Here is a 23,096-nt window from a genome sequence, read left to right on the forward strand (position 1 = left end):
ACGAGCGCGGGGCTCCTACACGTACTGGGCGTACTCGTCCAGCGTCCGCAGCACCTCGGCCTCGCCGGACGGCGGGAGTTGCACGACGGCCTCCGTGATGCCGAGGTCGGCGAAGTGGGCGAGCTTGCCCGCCGAGGGGCGCACGGCGTAGGGGACGACCTGGAGGGCCTCGGGGTCGCGGCCCGCCTTCTCCCAGGCCTCCCGCAGCACGGGGAGCGTCTCGGTCAGGCCCCGGCCGCCGATGGGGAGCCAGCCGTCGGCGTACTCGGCGATGTGGGCGAAGAGCTTGGGGCCGGCCGCGCCGCCGATCAGGGTGCGCGGAGCGCCGCCGGCCGGCTTCGGGTGGGCGAAGGAGGCGCGTACGGAGGCGGTCTCGCCTTCGTACGCGGTGGGTTCCGCGGCCCACAGGGCGCGCATCAGGGCCATCCGGTCGCGGGTGCGTTCACGGCGGGTGGTCCACGTGACGCCGTGGTCCTCCGCCTCTTCCCTGTTCCAGCCGTAGCCGATGCCGAGGGTGAGGCGGCCGCCGGAGAGGTGATCGAGCGTGGCGACCTGCTTGGCCAGGTCGATCGGGTCGTGCTGGGCGACGAGCGTGATGCCGGTGCCCAGCCCGAGCCGCTCGGTGACGGCGGCGGCCTGGCCGAGCGCGATGAACGGGTCGAGGGTGCGGCCGTACTCGGGCGGCAGGTCGCCGCCCGCCGGGTAGGGGCTGGTGCGTTCGACGGGGATGTGGGTGTGCTCGGGCAGGTAGAGGCCCGCGAAGCCGCGCTGTTCCAGCTCGCGTGCGAGCCGTACCGGGGTGATGGTCTGGTCCGTGAGGAAAATCGTCGTCGCGATGCGCATGACCGCCCAACGTATGGCGTCCGGTGGCGAATTCCGAGACCTTCACCTCAGGTTGGCGGGGAGTTGACCGGCCGCGAGGAGGGTGGCACCCATGATGGGCAGACGAGGATTCGTGACGGGCGCGGCGGGCGCCTTCGCGGCGCCGGGCGTGCGCTTCGCCGCCGGGCAGACCGAGCAGGTGCTGCGCGGCACCCTGCCGCCCGGTTCGCCCGACTACGTGTACGTGCCGGTCGAGGTGCCGCGCGGGGTGCGGGAGGTCCGGGTGTCGTACGCGTACGAACGGCCCGCCGTGCCGCCCGGGACGCAGGGCAACGCCCTGGACATCGGCGTCTTCGACGAGCACGGCACCGAGCTGGGCGGGCGCGGCTTCCGGGGCTGGTCGGGCGGCGCCCGCACCGAGTTCTTCCTCCGCGCCGACGACGCCACGCCCGGCTACCTCCCGGGGCCCGTCCGCGCCGGGACCTGGCACATCGCGCTCGGCCCGTACACGGTGGCCCCCGAGGGCCTGGCGTACACGGTGACGGTCCGCCTCACGTACGGCACGCCCGGTCGTACGCCCGCGCCCGTGTACCCGCCGCAGCGCGCCCGGGGACGCGGCCGGGACTGGTACCGGGGCGACTGCCACCTGCACTCGGTGTACTCCGACGGGCGGCGCACCCCCGCCGAGATCGCGGCCGCCGCGCGCGCCGCCGGGCTGGACTTCATCAACACCTCCGAGCACAACACACACGCCGCCCACCGCGCGTGGGACGGCCTGTGGGGCGACGACCTGCTGATCCTCACCGGCGAGGAGGTCACCACCCGCAACGGGCACGTCGTCGCGGTCGGCACCGATCCCGGCACGTTCGTCGACTGGCGCTACCGGGCCCGCGACAACCGCTTCGGGCACTTCGCCCGCGCGATCCGCCGCGCCGGCGGCCTGGTCGTCCCGGCCCACCCGCACGCCACGTGCATCGGCTGCAACTGGAAGTTCGGGTTCGCCGACGCGGACGTGGTGGAGGTGTGGAACGGCCCGTACACCCCGGACGACGAGGTCACCCTGGCCGACTGGGACGCCACGCTGGCCTCCCGCCGCTGGACCCCGGCGATGGGCAGCAGCGACGCGCACCGCGAGCCCCAGAAGGTGGGCGAGCCGCAGACGGTCGTCCTCGCCGACGACCTGACCCGCGAGGCGATCCTGGCCGGGCTGCGCGCGGGGCGGTCGTACGTCGCCGAGTCGGCCGCCGTGTCGCTGTCCTTCACGGCCACGGGCGGGCGCGGCGCCCACGCGGGCATCGGTGACCGGCTCGCCGTACCGCCCGACGCCCCGGTGACGGTGCGCCTGGAGGTGACGGGCGCCCCCGGCTGCACGGCCCGCTTCGTCACCGACCAGGGCGTCCTGCACACGGCGCCGCCCCTGCCCGCGTCGGGCACGGGCACGGCCGAGTGGACGACGACGCCCGCGTACGCCACCTACGTCCGCGCGGAGCTCCGCCACCCGGCGACGGTCCCGGGCCTCCCGGGCGCTCTGGCGGCGTTCACCAACCCGGTGTTCCTGGGGGACGCCCCGTAGGCCGGTCCTGCGGCGTCAGTCGTTGACGGCGGTGAGCAGGACCGCCGCGTCCGTCACCGCCGTCAGTCCGTGCCGCTCCGGCGGGAGCAGGTACAGGGAGCCCATGGTCAGCTCCGTGTCGCCGGACTGGGCCGTCACCTTGACCACGCCCCGCAGTACCTGGAGGGACGCGGCGGGCGGGGTGTTGTGCTCGTCGAGCGAGGTGCCGGCGGTGAGCGCGATGACGGTCTGCCGCAGCGGCGGGTCGCGCAGGATCAGGTTGGCGCTGCGGCCGTGCTCGTCGGCGTGGGCGGCTACGAGGTGTTCCTCTGCGATGGCGTTGAGGTCATACATACCGTCCACCTTGCCGCCATGCCGGAGCCTACGCATACGGAAGGGCGGGCACCGTGCCGTCCCACGGTGTCCGCCCTTCCGGCTCAGGTATGCGCGTTAGTCCGCGACGACGAGGGCAGGGGTCTCCTGCGTGAGGACCTCGCCACGGAAGAACGCCGGGCTGCGGCGCTGCATCACCAGCATGATCACCACGCCGAGCAGCAGCAGGCCCACGCCGATCACGAAGACCGAGCCGATGCCGAACACCGACGAACCGCTGCCGTAGGCCGGGTCCCAGATGTCGTACAGCGTCTGGCCGAAGACGGCGGTGAGCATCAGGCCGCCGAGGCCCGGGAAGATGCCCTTGACGGCCAGGTCACGCACCGAGCGGCGCAGCTCGCGGCGGAAGAACCACACGCAGGCGAAGGCGGTGATCGCGTAGTAGAAGCAGATCATCAGGCCGAGCGCGTAGATGGTGTCGATCAGCACGTTCTCGCTGAGGAGCGACATCAGCGCGTAGAAGGCGCCGGTGGCGACACCCGCGATGACGGTGGCGCGGCCCGGGGTCTTGAAGCGGGGGTGGACCTTGGCGAACGAGGCCGGCATCGCCTGGTAGGTGCTCATGGCCAGGGCCGTGCGCGCCACCGGGATGAAGGTCGTCTGCAGGCTCGCGGCCGCGGAGGCGACGACGGCGAGGAAGAGCAGGACACCGAGACCGGAGCCCATGATCGGTTCCGCGAGGACGGCGAAGACGTTGTCCGCGGTGTCGGGGTTGCCGAGGCCAGTGCCCTTGTCGCCGATGCCGGCGTACATCTGGGAGGCGATGGCGATCATCAGGTACGAGGCGACGATCACGACCATGGCGAGCATGGCGGCGCGGCCGGGCGTCCGGGCGCTGCCGGTGCTCTCCTCGTTGATGGACAGGCAGGCGTCCCAGCCCCAGTAGATGAAGATCGACAGGGACAGGCCGGCGGTGAAGGCGGCGAAGGACTCGACACCGAAGGGGTTCATCCAGGACCAGGAGAAGTCGAGCGACCCGGCGACCTCGTCGGCCTTGGTGATCGCCATGACGGCGAAGATCACCAGGACGGTGAGCTGGAGGCCGACCAGGGCGTACTGGACCCACTTGGTGGCGGTGATGCCGCGGTAGCTGATCGCTGTGGCGATGGCGATGAAGGCCAGCGTGGTGAGGATGTGCGCGGCCTTGTTGCCGTCGAGGGCGGCGACCGATTCGCTGCCGGTGACCTCACCGAGGAGCAGATAGAAGTAGGAGGTCGCGACACCGGCGAGGTTGGAGAGCACCACGATGGTGGCGACGAGCAGGCCCCAGCCGCACATCCACCCGACACGCGGCCCGAAGGCCTTCACCGACCAGGTGAAGGACGTGCCGCAGTCCGGCACCGCACGGTTCAGCTCGCGGTAGGCGAAGGCCACCAGAAGCATCGGCAGGAATCCGGCGAGGAAGATCGCCGGCATCTGCAGCCCGACCTCACTGACCGTGGGGCCGAGTGTGGCCGTGAGGCAGTAGACGGGGGCGACGGTGGACACGCCAATGACGGCGCCACCCATGAGCCCGACTGAGTTGTCGCCGAGGCCCTTCTTGCGTACGCCCCCTTGGGAGCCGCTCGTTACCGTGTCTCCGGCCTGGGGCCGCGCTTCTACCTGAGTCATGCAGAGGACGTTAAGTGCTGCGGTTTCCACATCCGGAAGAAGGAACTCCGCGATCTTTGCCTTGCATTCCAGGGCCTACAGCCCCCTCCCGACAACGAATGAAAGATCGCTTCCGACGCACACCGACCGATTGGTAGGTGAAAACCGCACCGTCCGATATGCGGGAACCGCAGCGGCGTCCGATTTGCCCGTTTCCAAATTTTCCTGCGCTGTTTTCAGCCAGGCCAGACGAGCGCCTGAGGCTCGCTGTACGCGTGCAGCGCGTAGGACCCGCAATCCCGCCCCACACCGCTCTTCTTGAAGCCACCGAACGGCGCCTCCATGTTGCGGCCGATCGTGTTCACCCCGACCCCGCCGGCCCGCAACCTGCCCGCCACACGGAACGCCCGGGCCACATCACCCGACCACACGTAGTCGATCAGGCCGTAGTCGCTGTCATTGGCCAGCGCGACGCCCTCCTCCTCGTCGTCGAACGGCACCACCACCACGACCGGCCCGAAGATCTCCTCCCGCACCACCCGCATGTCGCCCGCGCAGTCCACCAGGAGCGCCGGAGCGACGTAGAAGCCCTTCCCGTACTCCGGCGGCGACCCGTGCCTGATGACGCGAGCTCCCTCCTCCCGCCCCAGCTCGACGTACCCCTCCACCCGGTCACGGTGCGCGGCCGAGATCACCGGCCCGACCACGGTCCCCACCTCGGCCGGATCCCCCACCCGCAGCCGGCCCAGGTAACCGGTCAGCCTCTCCACCAGCCGCCCGTACACCCCGCGCTGCGCCAGCACCCGTGTCGGAGCCGTACAGATCTGGCCGCTGTAGAACGAGAAGGTGGTGCCGATGCCCCGCACGGCCGCGTCCAGGTCGGCGTCGTCGAACACGAGCGCCGCGCCCTTCCCGCCCAGCTCCATCAGCTGCCGCTTGACCTCCCGCCCGCACACCTCGCCGATGCGCTGCCCCACCGCCGTCGACCCGGTGAAACTCACCATGTCCACATCCGGCGAGCCCACCACCGCCTCCCCCACCGCCGCCCCGGCCCCCGTGACGACGTTGACGACCCCCGGCGGCGTCCCGGCCTCCTCGAGTGCCCGCGCCATCGCGTACACCGACAGCGGATCCTGCGGGGCGGGCTTGACCACCACCGTGTTGCCCATCGCCAGCGCCGGGGCGACCTTGCCCGCCGGATTGGCCCAGGGGTTGTTGTACGAGGTGATGCACGCGACCACGCCCACGGGGCGCCGCACCGCGACCGCCCCGAGCACACCGGCCGGCCCCATCGGGCCCGCCGCGCTGATCTGCGGCGGCAGGGGCTGCTCCACCGGCTCCAGGGCGCCCTTGGCGTACCGCCGGAACCGCGCCGACGCGACGGCGACCTGCATGGCGCGCGCCGTACCGGTCGTCGCACCGCTCTCGGCCTGCGCCAGCCGCGCGTGCGCCTCCGCGTCGCGCGCGATGACCTCCGCCGCCCGGTCCAGAATCGCCGCCCGCTCCTCCGGCCGCGTCCGCGACCAGCTCCCGAAGGCCTCCTTCGCCGCCGCGGCCGCCTCGTACGCCTGGCGCCGACTCGCCTCGGGGGCGAGGCCGACGACCTCCTCCGTGGCGGGGTTGACCACCTCGTAGTGCCCGCCCTCGGGCTCCACCCACTCACCGCCGATGAAGAGCCTCACCTCGTCGGCACCGTCCTCGTGTCGCGCCCCGAGCGCAGCACCCTGCCCGGGATCGCACCGGTGACCCTGTCCTCCCGTACCGTCTCCACGCCGTTGACCCGCACCGACACGATCCCGACCGCCCGCGAGTCCAGCCGGGGGCTGTCCCCGGGCAGGTCGTGCACCAGCGTCGCGGGCCCGGCGTCGATCCGCTCCGGATCGAACAGCACCAGATCCGCGTGGTACCCCTCCGCGATCCGCCCCCGCTCCCTCAGCCCGAACAGCCGCGCCGGATCGTCACTCAGCATCTTCACCGCCCGCTCCAGCGCCACCAGCTTCCGCCCCCGCAGGCAGTCACCGAGGAACCTCGTCGTATACGGCGCCCCGCACATCCGGTCCAGGTGGGCGCCCGCGTCGGAGCCGCCGAGCAGGACGTCCTCGTGCTCCCAGGTCTCCCGGCGCAGCGCCCACGAGGCCGGATCGTTGTCGGGCGGCATGGGCCACAGGACCGTACGCAACCGGTCCCGCGCACAAATATCGACAAGGCACTCGAACGGATCCTGCCCCCTCTCCTCCGCGACCTCCCGTACCACCCTCCCCGTCAGCCCCGCGTTCTCCGGGCTGTACGTGTCGCCGATGACGTACCGCCCGAAGTCGGCGAGGCGCCGGAAGACGCCGGCCTCCTTGGAGTCGGCGCGCCGCAGCATCTCCGCCCGCACCTCGGGGTCCCTGAGCCTGCCGATCCGCTCGTCCACGGGCAGCCCCAGGACCTCCCCCCACCCGGGAATCAGATTGAGCGCGCAGAAGCTGCCCAGCGACATGTTCATCGGCGTCAGGATGGGCATCGTCAGCGCCACGACCCGCCCACCCGCCTTGCAGGCCCGCTCACTCGCCACCAGCTGCCTGGGCACCCGCTCGGGAACAGCCGCGTCGACGGTGAGGACGTTCCAGTTCAGGGGCCGCCCCGCGGCGACGCTCATCTCCACCAGCAAGTCGATCTCGTCATCCGCGAACTGATCCAGGCACCCCGCCACGATGGCCTCGATCTGCGTCCCCTCGTGCTCACCGACAGCCCCGCACAGCGCCAGCAGCTCCTCGGGCCCGGCATGCCGTGACGCCACGGGCTGCCCGTCCCCGTCCGAATGGGTGGACGACTGCGTGGTGGACAGCCCCCAGGCACCCGCGTCCATCGCCTCGTGCAGCAACCGCACCATCGCGTCCAGCTGCCCGGCCGTCGGCGATCCACCGACCGCCTCCGCCCCCATCACATACCGCCGCAGGGCGCAGTGCCCCACCATGAACCCGGCGTTCACCGCGATACGCCCCTCCAGGGCGTCCAGGTACTCGCCGAAGCCGCGCCAGCTCCAGTCGACGCCCTCCTCCAGGGCCTTGAGGGCCATCCCCTCCACCTTGGACATCATCCGCCGCGTGTAGTCGGCGTCCTCGGGCCGCAGCGGCGCCAGCGTGAACCCGCAGTTCCCTCCCACCACCGTGGTGACCCCATGGCTCATCGACGGCGTGGCGTACGGGTCCCAGAACAGCTGGGCGTCGTAGTGGGTGTGCGGGTCGACGAACCCGGGCGCGAGGACCAGCCCGGCGGCGTCCTCGCTGGTCCTGGCCTCCTCGCCGAGCGTGCCGGGCTCGGCGACGGCGGCGATGCGCCCGTCCCGTATCCCCACGTCGGCCCTGCGCGCCGGGGCGCCGGTGCCGTCGACGAGGTCGGCACCCTTGATCAGATGGTCCAGCATGACGTCCCCTTCTCACTGCGATCGCGTACGCCCCGGCCGGGGGGCGCCGCGGCCGGCCGCGGCCGCGTGCCCCCCGGCCGGGACCTGCCACGGAACGGCCGGCCCGGGATGCCGGCGCCCCGCGTTCTGGATGCCCCGCGCTGGGCGCGGGCCCATTGCCCACGACCGGTGGGAACCGGCCCGCAGCCGGGATCCGGCCGGGGTGGGGCCGTGCAGGGTCGTCCCCGCAGAGGTTGGCGGCGGCTGGTGGGCTCCCTTGTCCCGTACCCAAGGCCGCTGGCCTCGACGAGATGAGCCCGGAGGGTCCACGCCCCCCACGCACCCGGTGTGGCCGCCGGTCGGGCACCGCCCCCGGGCGAACCGGGAAACGGCACCGCCCCGGGAGGAACCGGGAAAGGGCGCCGCCCCGGTTCCGTTGTGCCCACCCGTTCCTCCCCCTGGGACTTCGCCCTGGGGCACTCCCAGCGGAACGACTGCCCACAACGGGGGGAGCCGGCCCGCACCGGACCGCCGCCCCCGGCCCGCACCGGCCGCGCCGCACCGGTCAGCCGGGTGTGGCCTGGCGGAACCGGGTGGTGCGGTGGACCGGGTCCGTGTCGATCACGGGGATCACGTGCTCCCCGATCAGCCGGATCGTCGTCATCGTGTCCTCGTACGACACCCCGATCGGCAGCCCGAACGACAGCTGGTCCGCTCCCGCCCGCTCCCACCGCCGGCACTGCGCCAGGACTTCCTCCGGGTCGCCGCAGATCATCAGCTCCTCCGCGATGAGCAGTTCGATGATCTCCTCGGTGTACTCGGGCAGCAGCTCGGGCCACTCCGGCACCCCCTCCGGCCGGGGAAACGTGTCGTGGTACCGGAACAGCAGCGACTGCAGGTAGTTGAGCCCGCCGCCCACCGCGATCTCGACCGCCTTCGCGTGCGTCTCGGCGCAGATGGCGGTCGACGTCACCATCACGTTGTCGTTGACGTACGCCCCGACCGGCTCCGCCCCCTCCACCGCCGTCTTGTACGAGTCGACGACCCACTCCATGTCGGAGACCTTCTGCACGCTGAAGCCGAGCACGCCCAGCCCCTTCTTCCCCGCCATGGCGTACGAGGACGGCGACCCGGCCGCGTACCACATGGCCGGGTGCGCGGGCCCGTACGGCTTGGGCAGGACCTTCCTCGGCGGCAGCGACCAGTGCTTGCCCTGGAACCCCTCGTACTCGTCCTGGAGCCACATCTTGGGGAACTCGGCGATGGTCTCTTCCCAGATCTCCTTGGTGTGGTTCATGTCGGTGATGCCCGGCAGGAACCCGAGGATCTCGTGCGACCCGGCCCCGCGCCCGGACCCGAACTCGAAGCGGCCGCCCGAGAGGTGGTCGAGCATGGCGACCTTCTCGGCGACCTTGACCGGATGGTTCACCGGGGCCAGCGGGTTGAAGATCCCGGACCCCAGGTGGATCCGCTCCGTGGCGTGCGCCAGGTACCCCAGGTACACGTCGTTGGCCGACAGGTGCGAGTACTCCTCCAGGAAGTGGTGCTCGGAGGCCCAGGCGTATTTGAACCCGGACTTGTCCGCCTGGATGACGTACTCCGTCTCCTCCATCAGCGCCTTGTGCTCTGCTTCCGGGTCGGCCTGGGCCCGCTTGGCCGGCACGTATCCCTGTACAAAGAGCCCGAATTCCAAGGGGTCACCATCCCTCTATATCTGACGCACCGTCAGCTCCCGACAGTCGACTGTTCCACCACACCCCCAGCCCGTCAATAACCAACGATCCGTCAGGCGCCGTCAGAAGACATTGACCCCCGCCAGCCAGCCCCCGTCGATGACGAACGGCTGCCCGGTGATGTACGCGGAGTCGCCGCAGCTCAGGAAGAGCGCGAGCGCCGCCACCTCCTCCGGCCGGCCGGCCCGCCCCAGCGGCACGAGCTTGCTGTACAGCTCGTCGAGCGCGCCGGGGTCGGCGCCTTCGGGCCGGGTCATGGGGGTGTCCACGGCGCCCGGGCACACGGCGTTGACCCGGATGCCCTTGCCCGCCAGCTCCACCGCCGCGACCCGGGTCAGCCCGAGGACGGCGTGCTTGGTGGCGGCGTAGGCACCGACGTACGCCATCCCCGTCAGGGCCGTGTACGAGGCGGTGTTGACGATCGTGCCGCCACCCGCGGCCTCGATCTCGGGCGCCACACTCCGTATCCCGAGGAAGCACCCGACCTGATTGACCCGGACGACGTCCATGAACTCCTCCAGCGGCGTGGAGACGAGCTCGTTGAAGCGCAGCACGCCCGCGTTGTTCACCAGCCCGTCGATCTTGCCGAACGCCCCCTTAGCCGCCCCGACGGCGTCGCCCCAGTCGTCCTCGCGCCCCACGTCCAGATGGACGTAGAACGCCCGCTCCTCCCCCAGCTCCTTCGCGAGCGCGTGCCCCGGCCCGTCCAGCACGTCCGCCAGAACGACCCGGGCACCCTCCTCCACGAACAGCCGGGCCTCCTGCTCGCCCTGACCGCGCGCCGCGCCCGTGATGAGCACGACCCGCCCGTCCAGCTTCCCCATGCCGCCCTCCCGGTCCTCAGCCCAGCAGGGGCGCGACGCCCTCCGCGAACGCCCCCATCTGGTCCGTCAGCTCCGCGCGGCTCCGGGACCGGAACCGCACCTGTATCTGGTCCACGCCCATCGCCCCGTACGCGCGCAGCGACTCGGCGAGCGCGTCGGGCTTTCCGCTGAGGGTGCGCCGCCCGACGTCCCACGGGGCGTCGCCGACGTACAGCGCCTCGGTGATCGCGCCTATGACGAAGGGCTCCTCGATCCCGGCCGCCTCGCGCAGCCGCCGCAGCGTCCCGATCTGCGCGGGCAGCCGGTCACGGGGGTCACCCTGCGGCAGCCACCCGTCGCCCTTGAGCGCGGCGCGCCGCACCGCGGCGGGCGAGGACCCACCGACCCACACCGGCACGCGCTCCTGGGCCGGGCGGGGCCGCTGCCCGAGCTCCTCGAAGGAGAACCGCGACCCCGCGAACCTCGGGTACTCCTCCGGCCCCAGCGCCACCCTCAGCGCGTCCACCGCCTCGTCCAGAACCGCCCCCCGCCGCTCGAAGTCCACCCCCAGAGCCTCGAACTCCTCCCGCACGTGCCCGGCCCCGACGCCGAGCACCACCCGCCCGCCACTCAAATGATCAAGAGTGGCGTACGCCTTCGCGGTGACGAGCGGGTGCCGCAGCCCCACGACCGCCACATGGCTCAGCAGCCGTACGCGCCGGGTGACGGCGGCGAGGTACGCGAGAGTGGCGACGGTGTCGTACCAGACGGTGCTCATCGCCCCGGCGAGCCGCCGCGGTATGGCCACATGGTCGCAGCAGGCGAGGTACGCGAACCCGCACCGGTCGGCGACCCGGGCGACCTCGGCCAGATCCTCCGGCCCGGCGCCCGCCTCCCAGGGCTCGGCGTAGAGGGTGCTCTGTGACTGGACCGGCAGTTGCATCCCGTACGAGACCATGACACCGCCTTATCTGACGCATCGTCACTTCAGGGTGGCGACCACCGTCCCACCGGACGCTTCACCGGACAAGACCCTCACCCCGGGAACGGGCTCCCCAGGTGTCATTGCCATGCCATAAGCTGCGCCCGACTGCGCACCAGGCGTCCGCTGCGACGCCAGGGGGGGGATGGCGCAGCCCTTCCCCCTTCTCCCGGCCTCACGCCGGATTTCCTCGTGGGGGTACGAATCACTGTGCGCATGCGCAGCATCTCGACCGCGACAGCGCTCGCGGTCCGGCACCAGTACTTCCGCAAGTCGGTGAGCCCGGTGGTCACCACGACCATGTCGTACTACGCGGGCCGCAAGCAGCGGCTGGAGCTCCAGGTGTACTACGACGGCCAGTGGTACAGCAGCACCGAGTACTTCGCGCTGAGCAAGAGCGGTGTCTCCCGGGTGTCGCTCGGCGCGCCGGGCAAGGCCGGGATCCGCGCCCGGGTGCGCGCGTCGTACATCGACCCGACGTCGGGCGACCGCGCGGACTACACCACGCACAGCTGCTGGAAGTACCTGTACTTCACCAACTGATCACCCCGGATCCCGGATCCGCCGCGCGGGCGGCCACCTCACCGCCCGGTCACGGCCGCCACAGGCCGTCCTCCGTCAGGCCCAGCAGCTCGATCGCGTTGCCGCGCACGATCCGCTCGACCACGTCCGGCGCCAGGTGGCCCATCTGGGCCTCGCCGACCTCGCGGGACTTCGGCCACGTCGAGTCGGAGTGCGGATAATCCGTCTCGTACAGCACGTTTCCGACGCCGATCGCGTCCAGGTTCCGCAGCCCGAAGGCGTCGTCGAAGAAGCAGCCGTACACGTGCTCGGCGAACAGTTCCGAGGGCGGGCGCAGCACCTTGTCGGCGACGCCGCCCCAGCCGCGGTTCTCCTCCCACACCACGTCGGCCCGCTCCAGGATGTAGGGGATCCAGCCGATCTGCCCCTCCGCGTACATGATCCGCACGCCGGGGAAGCGCTCGAGCTTGCCGCTCATCAGCCAGTCGGTCATCGAGAAGCAACAGTTGGCGAAGGTGATGGTGGAGCCGACGGCCGGCGGGGCGTCCGCCGAGGTCGAGGGCATCTTCGACGAGGAGCCGATGTGCATGGCGACGACCGTGCCGGTCTCGTCGCACGCCGCGAGGAAGGGGTCCCAGGCGTCGGTGTGGATGGACGGCAGCCCCAGGTGCGGGGGTATCTCGGAGAAGGCGACGGCCCGTACGCCCCGGGCGGCGTTCCGGCGCACCTCGGCCGCGGCGAGCTCCGGGTCCCACAGCGGAATGAGGGTCAGCGGGATGAGCCGGCCGCGGGCCTCGGGCCCGCACCACTCCTCCACCATCCAGTCGTTGTACGCCCGTACGCCCAGCAGGCCCAGCTCGCGGTCGGCGGCCTCGGTGAAGGTCTGGCCGCAGAAGCGCGGGAAGGTGGGGAAGCAGAGCGCGGACTGGACGTGGTTGACGTCCATGTCGGCGAGACGGTCGGGGACGCTGTACGAGCCGGGTCGCATCTGTTCGTACGTGATCACTTCGAGCCGTATCTCGTCGCGGTCGTAGCCGACGGCGGTGTCCAGGCGGGTGAGGGGGCGGTGGAGGTCCTCGTACACCCACCAGTCGCCGATGGGGCCCTCGTCGCCCTTCTCGCCCATGACCGGGGCGAACTTCCCGCCCAGGAAGCTCATGTCCTTCAGCGGCGCACGGACGATGCGCGGCCCGGTGTCCCGGTACTTCGACGGGAGCCGGTCCCGCCAGACGTGCGGCGGCTCCACCGTGTGGTCGTCCACCGAGATGATCTTCGGGAAGGTCTCCATGCACAGCACCGTAGCGCCGAACTGACGACCCGTCAGGTCCCTGTGCGGCAGATCGTGTCACGACCTTGTGCAGAGCGTCACCCACTGCTGACGCATACGCCGTCGACAAGGCAGACTGTCGACGGCGAAACCAGCGGTACGGGCAGGGGGAGCTATGGACCGTGAAGACGGGCCGCGAGTGCCGGAGCAGCGCGCCCCGCACCAGGGCGGGGGCGCTGTGGGCGACCTGCGCTTCGGCGTACTCGGCCCGGTACGCGCGCGGCTCGACGGCGAGGCCCTGCCGTCCGGGTCGCCGCAGCAGCGGGCGCTGCTGGCCGCGCTGCTGCTGCGCGACGGGCGCACGGCGACGGCCCCCGAGCTGATCGACGCCATCTGGGGCGACGAGCCGCCCTCACAGGCCCTCGCGGCGGTACGGACGTACGCCTCCCGGCTGCGCAAGGTCCTCCCGCCGGGCGTACTGGTCAGCGAGTCGGGCGGGTACGCGATCCGGGGCCGCGCCGACGCCCTGGACCTGAACGTCGCACAGGAGCTGGCCGCCGAGGCGGAGAAGGCGCGGGCGGGCGGCGACCGCAACCAGGCCCGGGCGCTGATCGACAAGTCGCTGGGCCTGTGGGACGGCGAGCCCCTCGCGTCCGTACCCGGCCCGTACGCCGAGACGCAGCGCGCCCGCCTGGAGGAGTGGCGGCTCCAGCTGCTGGAGACCCGCCTGGACCTGGACCTGGAGTGCGGGCACCACGCGGAGGCGGTGTCGGAGCTGACCGCCCTGACCGCCGCGCACCCGCTGCGCGAGCGGCTGCGGGAGCTGCTGATGCTGGCGCTGTACCGCAGCGGGCGGCAGGCGGAGGCGCTCGCCGTGTACGCCGACACGCGCCGGCTCCTCGCCGACGAGCTGGGCGTCGACCCGCGCCCCGAGCTGGCGCGGCTCCAGCAGCGCATCCTCCAGGCGGACGCGGAGCTGGCGCGGCCGGTGGAGGAGCCGGCCCCCGCGCCCGCCGTGTCCCGGCCCGCCCAGTTGCCGGCGACGGTGGCCGACTTCACGGGCCGCGCGGCCTTCGTGGCCGAGCTGGGCGACCGGCTGGCCACGGCCGAGGGCTCGGTGATGGCCGTGTCGGCGCTCGCGGGCATCGGTGGGGTCGGCAAGACGACGCTGGCGGTGCACGTCGCGCACGCCGCGCGCCCGCGCTTCCCGGACGGGCAGCTGTACGTGGACCTCCAGGGCGCGGGGGCGCGGGCCGCGGAGCCCGAGACGGTCCTGGGCGCCTTCCTCCGGGCGCTGGGCACCCACGACTCGGCCATCCCCGACACCCTCGACGAGCGCGCCGCCCTCTACCGCTCGACGCTCGCGGGGCGGCGGGTGCTGGTCCTGCTGGACAACGCGCGGGACGCCGCCCAGGTGCGGCCGCTGCTGCCGGGTACGGAGGGGTGCGCGGCCCTGGTCACCAGCCGCGTCCGGATGGTGGACCTCGCCGGCGCCCACCTCGTCGACCTCGACGTGATGTCACCGGAGGAGGCGCTCCAGCTCTTCACCAAGATCGTGGGCGCCGAGCGGGTCCAGGCGGAACGGGAAGCGGCCCTGGACGTCGTCGCGGCCTGCGGTTTCCTCCCTCTGGCGATCCGTATCGCCGCCTCCCGCCTGGCGGCGCGCCGCACCTGGACGGTCGCGGTCCTCGCGGCCAAGCTCGCCGACGAACGCCGCCGCCTGGACGAGCTCCAGGCGGGCGACCTCGCCGTCAAGGCCACCTTCGAACTCGGCTACGGCCAACTGGAGCCCGCACAGGCCCGCGCGTTCCGCCTGCTGGGCCTCGCCGACGGCCCCGACATCTCCCTCGCGGCCGCGGCGGCGGTCCTGGACCTCCCCCTCCACGACGCGGAGGACCTCCTGGAGTCCCTGGTCGACACCTCCCTCCTCGAATCCGCCGCCCCCGGCCGCTACCGCTACCACGACCTGGTCCGCCTCTACGCCCGCGCCTGCGCCGCCCGCGACGAACAGCCCCCCTCGGAACGCGACCTGGCCCTCTCCCGCCTCCTGGACTTCTACCTGTCGACGGCGGCCCGGGTGTACGCGATCGAACGCCCCGGCGACCGCCTGGTGGACCACCTGGAGCCCACCACGTACGAGGGCCTGACCTTCACCGACCGCCACGCGGCCCTCGACTGGCTCTACACGGAGGCGAACTGCCTCCTGGCGTGCGCGCGGCAGTCGACGAAGGGCAGCAGGCTCCGGCGGGCCGTGGACCTCCTGTGGGCGGCGAAGGACCTCGCGGAGTCGGGCGCGAACTCCAAGCAGTACGAGTCGGCCGCAGTGGCCGCCCGCGAGGCGGCCCGCGCCGCGAACGACCCCCGCGCCGAGGCCCGCGCCCGCACGACCCTCACCAACGTCCACCTGATCGCGGGCCGTTACGACGAGGCCGACGAGGAGGCCCGTAACGCCAGAGAGCTGGCGGTCGGAGCGGGAGACGTGGCACCGGTCTACTGGGCGGACAACGACCGGGGGATCATCGCGCTCAATCAGGGCCGTCACGCGGAAGCCGAAGTCCATCTGCTCCAGGCGATGGAGGGCTCACACGCGGACAGGAACCTTCCCGGCGAGGCCAGCGCACTGTGCAACCTCTCCCGGCTGCACGAAATCACCGGACGTACGACCAGTGCGATCACCTTCGCCAAGCAGGGGATCGACATCTACGGCCGGATAGGAAGCGCGCTCCGGCTGGCCAATGGCCATTACGCACTGGGAGTGGCCTTCGTCAGCGCCGGACGCCGGTCCGAGGCCCTGGGGCAATTCACCGAGGCCCTCGACATCTTCGCGAAGAACCGCCAGCGCCTGTGGGAGGGAACGACTCACTTCCGCATCGCCCAGGCCTACCTGAAGGGCCGGAGCCCGGCCCGTGCGGCACAACACGCCGAGCAGGCGCTCGCCACGGGGTGCATCGGCGGTGACCGCATGCGCGGAAACGTCCTGACCGTACTGGGCAGCGCACTCGACGCTCTGGGCCAAGTCGACCGCGCGCGCGCCTGCTGGCGGGAGGCCCTGGCCGTCTACGAGGTTCTGGACCCGGCCGGCGCCGACGCGGTGCGAGCGCTGCTGGCGCCGGCCGCGGCAGCCTGAACAGGCGGGTGACCGGGGCGTTCAGCGTTCGTTTATGCCTGCCCGGCACTCTCGTACCTGTGGATCCGCCGCATCGGGGGGCAGGCGGATCACGGGGGCTCATCGCTAAGGTGAGCGGTCCCAGTGCGCCCGTTCGGCAACCCTCGGGGGAGTTGCCGAACGGGCGTCGCCGACCATCCACCCACAACTCACGGGGAGCAAGACGATGAGCATCGAGAACGAGAAGATCATCACCATGGGCGACAACCACTCGCCGACCCCGCCCGCCACCACCAAGGACGGCGAGATCACGACGCTCGGGGACAACCACTCCCCCGTCCCGCCCGCCACCACCAAGGACGGCGAGATCACCACGCTGGGGGACAACCACTCCCCCGTCCCGCCCTCGGGCGCCTGAGACTCACCTTCCGACGGGGTGCGGCCGCGGCGGTGCGGAGGGGGGACCGCCGCGGCCGCGGCGTCCACGGCCGGCTGCTCCCCGCCGTCATCCCGGGAAGCCCCACCCTTCACGAGGAGACGGCATGACTCGTACCAAACGCCTGCTGGCCGGGGCGATCGTCACTCTGGCTGTGGCCGGCGCCGCGACGCCCGCCAATGCCGCGACGGGCGCCGACCAGCACAGACCCGTAGCGCCGAAGAGCGCGTACGTCACCGGCGGCCCCACCACGCTGAGCGACAACCACGCGCCCGTCGCCCCGCACGACTAGGCACCCGTGCAAGGGGGCCCGGACCGAGCCGGTCCGGGCCCCTTCGCCGTTCAGAGGGCCCGGACCAGGACCCTCCGGTCGCACAGCTGGGTCATGTCGTCCTCGTCGGAGGTGAAGAGCATGACCTGTCCGGCTTGCCGCCCCGCGATGACGGCGAGGGCGGCGTCGATGGCGTACTTGTGGCCGTGCAGGCCGTTGGCCTTCAGCAGGGCGATCGCGCCGTCCGCGATGTCCTTGGTGACGGGTTCCACCACGATGCGGGACATCGCCCAGGCCCAGGCGGCGGGCCTCACCTGGCCGTGGTAGGCCTCGATCAAGGTCATCGAGGCCGTCACCACGCGGATGCCCGCGCGATGGGCGTCCTTGATCCGGCCCAGCATGGTCCGGTCGCCCAGTACCGTCCGCGACAACGCCTCGGAGTCCAGCACGTACGAGGTCGCCGCCATCACGCCGCCGGCCTGTGGCGTGCGGCGCTCCCGCCCTCGCGCTCCGCGAACCACCGTTCGATCTCACGGCGCTCCGCCTCGGCCACCGCCATTTCCTCCTCGGTGACCGGCCCGTGCTCCTCCTCCAGCCACTCCACCAGCTCGCCCAGCCGGTCGTGCTCCCGTTGCCGTTCGATCGCGCGTGTCACGTACGCACTGAAGGCGCCCGGGCCGACCTCCTTACGGATCTCCTCCGCAAGTTCCTCCGGAAGAGTGACCGTGTACTTCTTGGTTGCCATACTGATGACCATACCGACGCCACCGCCGCCCCGCAGCCACATACGGCACGGCTCACCCCCGTGAGCGAGCGCGCAGCTCGCCCTTCACCACCTTCCCGCTCGCGTTCCGTGGCAGTTCCGCCACGAACTCGACCTGGCGCGGCACCTTGTAGTTGGCCATCTCGCGCCGCGACCAGGCGATCAGGTCGTCGGCCGTCAGGGTGGAGCCGGGGCGGCGGACCGCGTAGGCCTTGGCGACCTCGCCGAGGCGGGCGTCGGGGATGCCGATGACCGCGACGTCGACCAGCTCGGGGTGGACGGCGATGAGCTGTTCGATCTCGGCGGGGTAGGCGTTGAAGCCGCCCACGATGAACATGTCCTTGATCCGGTCGGTGATGCGGAGGTTGCCGGCCGCGTCCAGGACGCCCACGTCGCCGGTGTGGAGCCAGCCGTCCTCGTCCAGGACGCGGGCGGTTTCCGCCGGGTCCTCGAAGTAGCCGGTCATCACGTTGTGGCCGCGCACCAGGACCTCGCCCGCCTCGTCGACGCGCACCTCCGTGCCGGGGACCGGGCGGCCCGAGGTGGCGGCGATCGTCTCGACCGGGTCGCCGCGGCGGCACATCGTGACGATGCCGCTCGCCTCGGACAGGCCGTACGCCGTGAGGACGGTGGCCACCCCCAGCTCCCCACGGAGACGGGAGACCAGCGACAACGGCACCACCGCCGCGCCCGTCACCACCAGCCGCAGCGACGACAGGTCGTGCGACGACCGGGCCGGGTGGTCCAGCAGCGACTGCAGGAGCGTCGGCGGGCCGGGGAGGACCGAGATGCGTTCCGAGGCGATGTTGGCCAGGACCGTGTCCACGTTGAAGACGGGCTGCGGCACCATCACCGCCCCCCGCATCAGGCACGCGATGATCCCCGCCTTGTAGCCGAACGTGTGGAAGAAGGGGTTCACGATCAGGTAGCGGTCGCCCTCCTCCAGCCCCGCCAGGTCCGCCCACGTCTCGTAGCAGCGCAGCGTCTGCGCGTGGGTGATCACCGCGCCCTTGGGGCGGCCCGTCGTCCCGGACGTGAAGATGATGTCCGAGGGGCGCCCCCCGTCGAGGGACTCCGCCCGCGCGCGGACCTCCGCCGGCGTCACCCCGTCCCCGCCCGCCAGGAAGTCCTTCCACGTACGGAAGTCCTCCGGCGCGCTGTCCGCCAGCACCACCACCTGCTCCAGGTGCGGCAGCACGATCCCCGTCCGCCGCAGCGACGCCACGTACGACGCGCCCAGGAACGTACCGGTGATGAACAGCAGCTTCGTACGGCTGCGCTCAAGGACGTACGCCGCCTCCGCGCCCTTGAAGCGGGTGTTCAGCGGCACCAGCACACCACCGGCCGTCACCGCACCGAGGGCGGAGACGATCCAGTCGAGGGTGTTGGGCGCCCACACCGCCACCCGGTCGCCCGGCTCCACGCCCGCCGCCATGCACGCCGCCGCCGCCCGCTCCACGCGCTCGCCCAGCTCGGCGTACGTGACCCGGGTACGGCCCTCCACGACCGCCTCGCGTGTCCCGTACCGCTCCGCCGCCGACCGCACCAGCCTCGGGATCGAGCCCCATTCCAGGTCCCCGCGTCGTCCGCGCATCTCCCACCCTCCCTCTAGCTGACTACCCGTCAGATTAGCGCTACCGTGGCGCCCATGACAGGTGCGCTCAAGGACGCGACGGCCATCGTCGGCATCGGGCAAACGCGCTTCGCCAAGCAACTCGCCGAGACGGAGAAGACATTGGCGTGCCGGGCCATCGTCGACGCCCTCACCGACGCCGGCATCGCCCCCTCCGAGGTCGACGCCTTCGCCTCGTACACCATGGAGGAGACCGACGAGGTCGAGGTCGCCAAGGCCATCGGCGCGGGGGACGTCACCTTCTTCTCCAAGGTGGGGTACGGGGGCGGCGGCTCCTGCGCCACCGTCGCCCACCTCGCCGCCGCCATCGCCACCGGCCAGGCGAGCGTCGGCGTCGCCTGGCGGTCACGCAAACGCGGCTCCGGGCCACGGCCCTGGACGAACACCGCCGCCCAACTGCCCACCCCCGCCCAATGGACCCGCCCCTACGGCCTCCTCCGCCCCGCCGACGAGATCGGCATGCTCGCCCGCCGCTACATGCACGAGTACGGCGCCACCCGCGACCACCTCTTCAACGTCGCCCTCGCCTGCCGCAACCGCGCCAACCAGAACCCCGCCGCGATCATGTACGAACGGCCCCTGACCCGCGAGATGTACATGACCTCCCGCTGGATCAGCGAACCCCTCTGCCTCTTCGACAACTGCCTGGAGACCGACGGCGCCCTCGCCTGCGTGATCGTCTCCGCCGAACGCGCCCGCGACTGCCGCCACCCACCCGTCTACGTCCACTCCGCGGCCCAGGGCCTGCCCGCCCAGCACCACGGCATGGTCAACTACTGGAACGACGACCCCCTCACCGGCCCCGCCTGGACCGCCGCCCGGCACCTGTGGAAACAGGCCGACTTCGGTCCCCAGGACGTCGACGTCGCCCAGATGTACGACGCGTTCACGCCCCTCATCCCTCTCTCCCTGGAGGGGTACGGCTTCTGCGGGCGCGGCGAAGGGGCCGCCTTCACCGAGGACGGCGCCCTGGAGACCGGCGGACGGCTGCCCATCAACACCGGCGGTGGCGGGCTCAGCGAGGCGTACGTCCACGGCTTCAACCTCATCACCGAGGGCGTGAAACAGCTGCGCGGCACCAGCACCGCCCAGGTCCCCGGCGCCACGACATGCCTGGTCACAGCAGGCGAAGGCGTCCCCACCTCCGCCCTCCTCCTCAGGAGTTGAGATGCTCGAACCCGTCGTCGACGAGGACGGCGCCCCCTTCTGGGAGTACGCCGCCCGGGGCGAGCTGCGCGTCCAGGCGTGCGCCGACTGCGGCGAACCCCGCTTCCCGCCCCGCCCCTGCTGCCCGCACTGCCAGTCCTTCGACAGCGAGTGGCGCCCGATGAGCGGACGCGGCCGCATCTGGTCGTACGTGATCCCCCATCCACCCCTCCTGCCCGCGTACGCCGCCCTCGCCCCGCGCTACAACGTCGCCCTCGTCGAGCTCGCCGACGCCCCGCGCATCCGGCTCGTCGGCAACGTCGTCGCCGCCCCCGGCGCCCCCGTCGACTCGGTCGACCCCGCGCGGCTGCGCATCGGGGCGGCCGTGCGGGTGGCGTTCGACGGCGAAGGCATGCCCCGCTGGGTCCTGGAACGGTCATGACGGTCCACGTCGCGGCAGAGGGGGGCGTCGCGGTCGTCACCCTCGACCGACCCACCAAGCACAACGCCATCGACCTCGACACAGCCGCCCGACTGGCCGCCCTCTGGCGGGAGTTGCGGTACGACGACGAGGTCCGGGCCGTGGTCCTCACCGGCGCCGGCGGCCGGGCCTTCTGCACGGGCATCGACCGGACGGCGGCCGTCCCCCAGCCCCCCTCCCCGTACAGCATCGACGACCCGCTCCTCACCATCGGCCCCAAGGCCAACGACCTGTGGATACCCGTGATCGCGGCCGTGGAGGGGATGGCCTGCGGCGGGGCGTTCTACCTGCTCGGCGAGTGCGAGTTCGTCGTCGCCTCGCGCGACGCGACGTTCTTCGACCCCCATACGGCGTACGGCATGGTCAGCGCGTACGAGGCGGTCCTCATGGCGCAGCGCATGCCGTACGGGGAGGTCGCCCGGATGTCCCTGATGGGTACGGCCGAACGGGTGTCGGCGCGGCGGGCGTACGAGACCGGCCTGGTCTCCGAGCTGACGGAGCCGGGCGGCGCGGTGGCGGCGGCGCGCCGGGCGGCGGCCGTCATCGCCTCGTACCCGACCGACGCGGTCCAGGGCACGGTACGGGCGGTGTGGGCGGCCCGGGAGGCGGCCAGGGCGCACGCGCTCGCCCAGGCCCCGCACCTCATCGCGCTCGGCAACCTGCCGCCGGAGCGGCAGGCCGCGCTGTTCGAGGGGCGGGGCCGGGGGGAGTACCGGGTGCGATGAGCCGGGCGGGGGCCGTCAGAGGGCGGTCTTCGTGGCGGTGCCGACGACGCACTCCTTGTACTCGCTGCCGTCCCCCGTGCCGGTGTACGTCGTCGTGGCCTCGGCCTGCTGCGAGGCACCGGCCTTGACGGTCAGCCCGGTCACGTCGGCGGACGCGGTGGCGGCGGCATCCCCACGGAACTTCATGGTGATGTTGTACGTGTAGTCCGACGAGCCGCTGTTGGTGACGGTGAGCCGGGCGACGAGGTTCTTGCCCGCGTCGTCCATCCGGCACTCGTCGATCTTGATGTCGCGCGCGGCCTTGTTGCTGCTGCCGGAACCACCGGGGGCGGAGACGCCGCCCGAGCTGCCGCTGGTGCTGTCACCCGTGGTGCTGCCGCCCGTGGTGCTGCCACTGGAGCTGCTGCTGGAGTCGGACCCGGAGCTGGAGTCGGAGCTGTGGCTGCTGCTGTTGCTGCTGCAACCGCCGCCGGAGCCACGTGCTCCCGTGAGCGCGACGATGGCGATGCCGAAGACGGCGATGGCACGGACATGGCGGAGCTTCACGTTCAACCCCCGTTGAAAGTGTGAATGATGGAGCCCGATCTTGACGGGCGCACGTCACCCTAGCAGCGCTCGGGACCGCCCCCGTCCCGCCGTGTGGCGCCCCTACCGGGGCAGGCGTAGCGTCGTGATCGAGAGCCCGACCCAGGGAGGCCGACGATGGTCCGAAACGTCATCGGCTCGATCCTCGCTCTCGTCGGAGCGGCGGCCGCCGTCTGGAGCCCCTTCCGTGCCTGGTACGACGGCCGTCACGGACGCGACTACCGCATCGCCGACCTGTTCAGCGGGATCAGCGGGACCAAAGCGGATCTGTGGATCTCCATCCTGCTGCCGTTCGCCTTCGCGGCGCTGGTGACGCTGGTGGGGCTGTTGCTGCGGTCCCGGCTGCTGGTCGTCCTCGCGGGGCTGATCGTGCTGGGCTTCACCATCCTGTGGATGATCCGCCAGGGGCAGGCCGCCGGCAGCCTGAGCGTCGAGTCCGACGGCTCGGGCCTCGGCCCGGGCGTCGCCCTCGCGGCGGGCGGCGGGGTGCTCCTGCTGCTGGCCGCCGTGCTGATGAGCGGGCGGAGACGTGCGCACGAACACGATCTGGACGAGGTCGGGCCCGGGCACACCTGGGGGCGCGGCCACGGACGCCGGCGCCGCGGGCGCGGTGAGCCCGAACGGCACGAGGAACCGTACGCCGGCCCCGGGCAGCCGTACGAGCAGCGCCCTTACGCGGACGACACCCGGACCGCGGAGTACCCCCGGTACGACGACCGCCCCGGCGAGCCCGGCCCCGGCCCGGCCGGCCCCGACCGCCCCGGCCCACCGCACCGCGGCTGACGCCCGCGCGCACCCGGCGTCCGGCCGGAGGGGCCGTGCAGGGTCGCCCCCGCAGAGGCCGGCGGCAAGGGGTGGGCTCCCGATCCGGCGTACGCCAAGGCCGCCGGCCTCGAGG

The 23,096-nt window shown here is 72.2% G+C and carries 22 protein-coding genes; 9 read left to right on the forward strand and 13 right to left on the reverse strand.

The features are described 5' to 3' along the window. Positions 1-15: 15 nt before the first annotated feature. The gene (locus BKD26_RS16000; RefSeq protein WP_084898532.1) at positions 16-843 is read right to left on the reverse strand and encodes a TIGR03619 family F420-dependent LLM class oxidoreductase; all 828 of its coding nucleotides are present in this window, start codon (positions 841-843) and stop codon (positions 16-18) included. 91 nt (positions 844-934) lie between these two features. Here BKD26_RS16000 and BKD26_RS16005 point away from each other — a divergent pair, with 91 nt between their 5' ends. Beyond that, positions 935-2,395 (forward strand): CehA/McbA family metallohydrolase, encoded by a 1,461-nt coding sequence (locus BKD26_RS16005; RefSeq protein WP_084898533.1) that lies wholly within the window; start codon positions 935-937, stop codon positions 2,393-2,395. A gap of 15 nt (positions 2,396-2,410) precedes the next feature. Here BKD26_RS16005 and BKD26_RS16010 read toward each other — a convergent pair whose 3' ends face one another. From BKD26_RS16010 to BKD26_RS16040, 7 genes are all read right to left on the reverse strand, one after another. Beyond that, positions 2,411-2,728 (reverse strand): cupin, encoded by a 318-nt coding sequence (locus BKD26_RS16010; RefSeq protein WP_084898534.1) that lies wholly within the window; start codon positions 2,726-2,728, stop codon positions 2,411-2,413. Positions 2,729-2,824: 96 nt separating this feature from the next. Beyond that, positions 2,825-4,378, reverse strand: coding sequence for an APC family permease (locus tag BKD26_RS16015; protein ID WP_084898535.1), 1,554 nt, complete (start codon positions 4,376-4,378; stop codon positions 2,825-2,827). A gap of 215 nt (positions 4,379-4,593) precedes the next feature. Continuing rightward, positions 4,594-6,039, reverse strand: coding sequence for an aldehyde dehydrogenase family protein (locus BKD26_RS16020; protein WP_084898536.1), 1,446 nt, complete (start codon positions 6,037-6,039; stop codon positions 4,594-4,596). Continuing rightward, positions 6,036-7,766 carry a D-aminoacylase gene (locus BKD26_RS16025; protein ID WP_084898537.1) on the reverse strand — a complete coding sequence of 577 codons (1,731 nt, stop codon included), beginning with the start codon at positions 7,764-7,766 and terminating at the stop codon, positions 6,036-6,038. The genes BKD26_RS16020 and BKD26_RS16025 overlap by 4 nt, the downstream gene beginning before the upstream one ends. A gap of 544 nt (positions 7,767-8,310) precedes the next feature. Continuing rightward, complete coding sequence (locus BKD26_RS16030) at positions 8,311-9,438, reverse strand: LLM class flavin-dependent oxidoreductase (RefSeq protein WP_084898538.1); 1,128 nt, start codon at positions 9,436-9,438, stop codon at positions 8,311-8,313. A 102-nt stretch (positions 9,439-9,540) separates the two neighbouring features. Continuing rightward, a complete protein-coding gene (locus BKD26_RS16035) occupies positions 9,541-10,302 on the reverse strand; it encodes a glucose 1-dehydrogenase (protein ID WP_084898539.1) in 762 nt (253 codons plus the stop codon). 16 nt (positions 10,303-10,318) lie between these two features. Continuing rightward, entirely contained in the window at positions 10,319-11,239 is a 921-nt protein-coding gene (locus tag BKD26_RS16040) for an LLM class F420-dependent oxidoreductase (protein WP_084898540.1), read from the reverse strand. Positions 11,240-11,479: 240 nt separating this feature from the next. On the opposite strand from BKD26_RS16040, the gene BKD26_RS16045 reads away from it, so the two are divergent. Further along, entirely contained in the window at positions 11,480-11,806 is a 327-nt protein-coding gene (locus BKD26_RS16045; protein WP_084898541.1) for a hypothetical protein, read from the forward strand. A 49-nt stretch (positions 11,807-11,855) separates the two neighbouring features. Here BKD26_RS16045 and BKD26_RS16050 read toward each other — a convergent pair whose 3' ends face one another. Next, positions 11,856-13,073 (reverse strand): amidohydrolase family protein, encoded by a 1,218-nt coding sequence (locus BKD26_RS16050; RefSeq protein ID WP_084898542.1) that lies wholly within the window; start codon positions 13,071-13,073, stop codon positions 11,856-11,858. 154 nt (positions 13,074-13,227) lie between these two features. On the opposite strand from BKD26_RS16050, the gene BKD26_RS16055 reads away from it, so the two are divergent. From BKD26_RS16055 to BKD26_RS16065, 3 genes are all read left to right on the forward strand, one after another. Next, positions 13,228-16,179 (forward strand): BTAD domain-containing putative transcriptional regulator, encoded by a 2,952-nt coding sequence (locus tag BKD26_RS16055; protein ID WP_084898543.1) that lies wholly within the window; start codon positions 13,228-13,230, stop codon positions 16,177-16,179. A 205-nt stretch (positions 16,180-16,384) separates the two neighbouring features. Then, positions 16,385-16,576 carry a hypothetical protein gene (locus tag BKD26_RS16060; protein WP_084898544.1) on the forward strand — a complete coding sequence of 64 codons (192 nt, stop codon included), beginning with the start codon at positions 16,385-16,387 and terminating at the stop codon, positions 16,574-16,576. Positions 16,577-16,700: 124 nt separating this feature from the next. Then, positions 16,701-16,886, forward strand: coding sequence for a hypothetical protein (locus BKD26_RS16065; protein ID WP_084898545.1), 186 nt, complete (start codon positions 16,701-16,703; stop codon positions 16,884-16,886). 50 nt (positions 16,887-16,936) lie between these two features. Here BKD26_RS16065 and BKD26_RS16070 read toward each other — a convergent pair whose 3' ends face one another. Genes BKD26_RS16070 through BKD26_RS16080 form a run of 3 tightly spaced genes read right to left on the reverse strand, consistent with a single transcriptional unit; the run spans position 16,937 to position 19,222 of the window. Next, positions 16,937-17,332: a hypothetical protein gene (locus tag BKD26_RS16070; RefSeq protein ID WP_084898546.1), complete on the reverse strand. Its 396-nt coding sequence runs from the start codon at positions 17,330-17,332 to the stop codon at positions 16,937-16,939. Then, complete coding sequence (locus BKD26_RS16075) at positions 17,332-17,610, reverse strand: hypothetical protein (protein ID WP_084898891.1); 279 nt, start codon at positions 17,608-17,610, stop codon at positions 17,332-17,334. The genes BKD26_RS16070 and BKD26_RS16075 overlap by 1 nt, the downstream gene beginning before the upstream one ends. Before the next feature lie 52 nt (positions 17,611-17,662). Continuing rightward, a complete protein-coding gene (locus BKD26_RS16080; RefSeq protein ID WP_084898547.1) occupies positions 17,663-19,222 on the reverse strand; it encodes a FadD3 family acyl-CoA ligase in 1,560 nt (519 codons plus the stop codon). Between the two features lie 54 nt (positions 19,223-19,276). On the opposite strand from BKD26_RS16080, the gene BKD26_RS16085 reads away from it, so the two are divergent. Genes BKD26_RS16085 through BKD26_RS16095 form a run of 3 tightly spaced genes read left to right on the forward strand, consistent with a single transcriptional unit; the run spans position 19,277 to position 21,613 of the window. Further along, positions 19,277-20,428: a lipid-transfer protein gene (locus BKD26_RS16085; protein WP_084898548.1), complete on the forward strand. Its 1,152-nt coding sequence runs from the start codon at positions 19,277-19,279 to the stop codon at positions 20,426-20,428. A gap of 1 nt (position 20,429) precedes the next feature. Beyond that, positions 20,430-20,849, forward strand: coding sequence for an OB-fold domain-containing protein (locus BKD26_RS16090; protein ID WP_084898549.1), 420 nt, complete (start codon positions 20,430-20,432; stop codon positions 20,847-20,849). Further along, positions 20,846-21,613 (forward strand): enoyl-CoA hydratase/isomerase family protein, encoded by a 768-nt coding sequence (locus BKD26_RS16095; RefSeq protein ID WP_084898550.1) that lies wholly within the window; start codon positions 20,846-20,848, stop codon positions 21,611-21,613. The genes BKD26_RS16090 and BKD26_RS16095 overlap by 4 nt, the downstream gene beginning before the upstream one ends. 15 nt (positions 21,614-21,628) lie before the next feature. On the opposite strand, the gene BKD26_RS16100 is transcribed toward BKD26_RS16095, so the two are convergent. Further along, on the reverse strand, positions 21,629-22,159 hold the full coding sequence (locus BKD26_RS16100; protein ID WP_084898551.1) for a hypothetical protein: 531 nt from the start codon (positions 22,157-22,159) through the stop codon (positions 21,629-21,631). A gap of 156 nt (positions 22,160-22,315) precedes the next feature. Here BKD26_RS16100 and BKD26_RS16105 point away from each other — a divergent pair, with 156 nt between their 5' ends. Continuing rightward, positions 22,316-22,981 (forward strand): hypothetical protein, encoded by a 666-nt coding sequence (locus tag BKD26_RS16105; protein ID WP_084898552.1) that lies wholly within the window; start codon positions 22,316-22,318, stop codon positions 22,979-22,981. The last annotated feature ends 115 nt before the right edge of the window (positions 22,982-23,096 follow it).

It is taken from the genome of Streptomyces sp. CB03238 (genome assembly GCF_002099185.1).
Taxonomy (GTDB): domain Bacteria; phylum Actinomycetota; class Actinomycetes; order Streptomycetales; family Streptomycetaceae; genus Streptomyces.

Excerpts from the sequence above, each read along its gene's own strand:
- BKD26_RS16000 (WP_084898532.1), bottom strand. The coding sequence starts at position 843 with ATGCGCATCGCGACGACGATTTTCCTCACGGACCAGACCATCACCCCG.
- BKD26_RS16005 (WP_084898533.1), top strand. The coding sequence starts at position 935 with ATGATGGGCAGACGAGGATTCGTGACGGGCGCGGCGGGCGCCTTCGCG.
- BKD26_RS16010 (WP_084898534.1), bottom strand. The coding sequence starts at position 2,728 with ATGTATGACCTCAACGCCATCGCAGAGGAACACCTCGTAGCCGCCCAC.
- BKD26_RS16015 (WP_084898535.1), bottom strand. The coding sequence starts at position 4,378 with ATGACTCAGGTAGAAGCGCGGCCCCAGGCCGGAGACACGGTAACGAGC.
- BKD26_RS16025 (WP_084898537.1), bottom strand. The coding sequence starts at position 7,766 with ATGCTGGACCATCTGATCAAGGGTGCCGACCTCGTCGACGGCACCGGC.
- BKD26_RS16035 (WP_084898539.1), bottom strand. The coding sequence starts at position 10,302 with ATGGGGAAGCTGGACGGGCGGGTCGTGCTCATCACGGGCGCGGCGCGC.
- BKD26_RS16040 (WP_084898540.1), bottom strand. The coding sequence starts at position 11,239 with ATGGTCTCGTACGGGATGCAACTGCCGGTCCAGTCACAGAGCACCCTC.
- BKD26_RS16045 (WP_084898541.1), top strand. The coding sequence starts at position 11,480 with ATGCGCAGCATCTCGACCGCGACAGCGCTCGCGGTCCGGCACCAGTAC.
- BKD26_RS16050 (WP_084898542.1), bottom strand. The coding sequence starts at position 13,073 with ATGGAGACCTTCCCGAAGATCATCTCGGTGGACGACCACACGGTGGAG.
- BKD26_RS16055 (WP_084898543.1), top strand. The coding sequence starts at position 13,228 with ATGGACCGTGAAGACGGGCCGCGAGTGCCGGAGCAGCGCGCCCCGCAC.
- BKD26_RS16060 (WP_084898544.1), top strand. The coding sequence starts at position 16,385 with ATGAGCATCGAGAACGAGAAGATCATCACCATGGGCGACAACCACTCG.
- BKD26_RS16065 (WP_084898545.1), top strand. The coding sequence starts at position 16,701 with ATGACTCGTACCAAACGCCTGCTGGCCGGGGCGATCGTCACTCTGGCT.
- BKD26_RS16070 (WP_084898546.1), bottom strand. The coding sequence starts at position 17,332 with ATGGCGGCGACCTCGTACGTGCTGGACTCCGAGGCGTTGTCGCGGACG.
- BKD26_RS16075 (WP_084898891.1), bottom strand. The coding sequence starts at position 17,610 with ATGGCAACCAAGAAGTACACGGTCACTCTTCCGGAGGAACTTGCGGAG.
- BKD26_RS16080 (WP_084898547.1), bottom strand. The coding sequence starts at position 19,222 with ATGCGCGGACGACGCGGGGACCTGGAATGGGGCTCGATCCCGAGGCTG.
- BKD26_RS16085 (WP_084898548.1), top strand. The coding sequence starts at position 19,277 with ATGACAGGTGCGCTCAAGGACGCGACGGCCATCGTCGGCATCGGGCAA.
- BKD26_RS16090 (WP_084898549.1), top strand. The coding sequence starts at position 20,430 with ATGCTCGAACCCGTCGTCGACGAGGACGGCGCCCCCTTCTGGGAGTAC.
- BKD26_RS16095 (WP_084898550.1), top strand. The coding sequence starts at position 20,846 with ATGACGGTCCACGTCGCGGCAGAGGGGGGCGTCGCGGTCGTCACCCTC.
- BKD26_RS16105 (WP_084898552.1), top strand. The coding sequence starts at position 22,316 with ATGGTCCGAAACGTCATCGGCTCGATCCTCGCTCTCGTCGGAGCGGCG.